This window comes from Bacillus sp. DU-106 (genome assembly GCF_004799705.1).
Lineage (GTDB): Bacteria > Bacillota > Bacilli > Bacillales > Bacillaceae_G > Bacillus_A > Bacillus_A cereus.
Genome location: NZ_CP026607.1, coordinates 300,001 through 302,500, shown reverse-complemented (window position 1 = coordinate 302,500; position 2,500 = coordinate 300,001). Strand labels below are relative to the sequence as shown.

Below are 2,500 nucleotides of genomic sequence, written 5' to 3'. Positions count from 1 at the left end.
CATATATAAGGTATCTTTTTAACATTTCAATTATATAAATCATACTGTTTAACAGTCTCTATTCTCCACCTTGTTACCTTTTAATAGATTACATAACTTTTGCTTATCCGCCCATCCTACTCCGATTAAAACTAAACTCGCTCCCATTATTACTCTCCATGTCAGAGATTCATTTAATAGAATAATTGAAGTAACAATACTTATTAATGGTAATGCATTTAAATATAATCCGCTTACTGATGCTGAAACTCTCTCTAGCGCTTTATTCCAAAACCAATATGCTAAAATTGTTGCTCCAATAACAAGGTATATTACACTAAGTCCCGTTTTCCAAGTTTCAACCTTTGGAAGACCGTAATAAAAAATTTCTATCAGTGCAAACGGTAAGAGAATAACAGCTCCAATAATTAAAGTTAATGTTGTAAAAACCTCGTTTGATAAATACTGTTCTTGTTTTGGTCGTTTTAGCAAAACTGTGTAGAAAGCAAATAGAAAAGTACTTAATAATATTAGTATATCCCCTATTAAGGACACTTCTTGATTAGCACTTTTAGATGGAATCGTAATAAAGAGTACTCCTATAGCACCCAATATAATTCCTATCCAATAATTCAATCGAATTTCCTCTTTTAAAAAGAGTGCTGAAAAAAGAATTGTAACCAATGGTAACGCAGCATCTATAATACTCACATGTAATCCACTGGTTAAAGAAATGCCGTAGGATGTAAACATAAAATAACCAGCTACACCGGTAAAAGCTAACAAACTCATTCTTTTCCATGGAACTTTTTTATGTACAACTGATTTTTGTAGTTCCTTAAATGAGAATATCATACAAATTCCACCTGCAAAGAAAAGACGAATAAATAACAAAGTAAACGGCTGAATAGATTCTAACGCCCATTTTGTTGGCGCAATGGCTGTACCCCATAATATAACAGCCACTAATAACATGCATATTTCTTTCATAATTCCCCACACCCATCAAAAATATATGTTAACTACCTTAATTATAGATTTTTTCTAATGTAAAATCCTTTAAAAGCACAAAAGGTTATGTAAGATCACAAACATTCTTCTTGAAAAGGTAATTCTTACCTTTAAATTTAAAATAATAAAATAAACACAAAAAAACCTAAGTCAAAATGACTTAGGTTTTTGCTTGGCGACGTCCTACTCTCACAGGGACAAGGTCCCAACTACCATCGGCGCTAGAGAGCTTAACTTCCGTGTTCGGTATGGGAACGGGTGTGACCTCTCTGCCATCATCACCAAACTATGAAGGCATATTCCTTCAAAACTAGATAACATTTGCTACATATTATATGGTTAAGTCCTCGATCTATTAGTATTCGTCAGCTCCACATGTCACCATGCTTCCACCTCGAACCTATCAACCTGATCATCTTTCAGGGATCTTACTAGCTTACGCTATGGGAAATCTCATCTTGAGGGGGGCTTCATGCTTAGATGCTTTCAGCACTTATCCCTTCCGCACATAGCTACCCAGCTATGCCCTTGGCAGAACAACTGGTACACCAGCGGTGCGTCCATCCCGGTCCTCTCGTACTAAGGACAGCTCCTCTCAAATTTCCTACGCCCACGACGGATAGGGACCGAACTGTCTCACGACGTTCTGAACCCAGCTCGCGTACCGCTTTAATGGGCGAACAGCCCAACCCTTGGGACCGACTACAGCCCCAGGATGCGATGAGCCGACATCGAGGTGCCAAACCTCCCCGTCGATGTGGACTCTTGGGGGAGATAAGCCTGTTATCCCCGGGGTAGCTTTTATCCGTTGAGCGATGGCCCTTCCATGCGGAACCACCGGATCACTAAGCCCGACTTTCGTCCCTGCTCGACTTGTAGGTCTCGCAGTCAAGCTCCCTTATGCCTTTGCACTCTACGAATGATTTCCAACCATTCTGAGGGAACCTTTGGGCGCCTCCGTTACACTTTAGGAGGCGACCGCCCCAGTCAAACTGCCCACCTGACACTGTCTCCCGGGTCGATAAGACCCGTAGGTTAGAATTTCAATACAGTCAGGGCGGTATCCCACCAGCGCCTCCACCGAAGCTAGCGCTCCGGTTTCAATGGCTCCCGCCTATCCTGTACAAACTGTACCAAAATTCAATATCAGGCTACAGTAAAGCTCCACGGGGTCTTTCCGTCCTGTCGCGGGTAACCTGCATCTTCACAGGTACTATAATTTCACCGAGTCTCTGGTTGAGACAGTGCCCAAATCGTTACACCTTTCGTGCGGGTCGGAACTTACCCGACAAGGAATTTCGCTACCTTAGGACCGTTATAGTTACGGCCGCCGTTTACTGGGGCTTCAGTTCAGAGCTTCGCTTACGCTAACCCCTCTCCTTAACCTTCCAGCACCGGGCAGGTGTCACCCCCTATACTTCGCCTTACGGCTTCGCAGAGAGCTGTGTTTTTGCTAAACAGTCGCTTGGGCCTATTCACTGCGGCTTTCCGTTAAGAAAGCACCCCTTCT

At 42.5% G+C, this 2,500-nt stretch carries 1 protein-coding gene and 2 rRNA genes (1 of these 3 cut by a window edge); all 3 read right to left on the bottom strand.

Annotation, left to right across the window (positions count from 1 at the left end; all coding sequences use genetic code 11):
* Positions 1-48 precede the first annotated feature (48 nt).
* Positions 49-969: a DMT family transporter gene (locus tag C3Y97_RS01690; protein WP_000658270.1), complete on the bottom strand. Its 921-nt coding sequence runs from the start codon at positions 967-969 to the stop codon at positions 49-51.
* 191 nt (positions 970-1,160) lie between these two features.
* A 5S ribosomal RNA gene (rrf, locus tag C3Y97_RS01685) occupies positions 1,161-1,276 on the bottom strand.
* A 49-nt stretch (positions 1,277-1,325) separates the two neighbouring features.
* A 23S ribosomal RNA gene (locus C3Y97_RS01680) occupies positions 1,326-2,500 on the bottom strand (it continues 1,747 nt past the right edge of the window).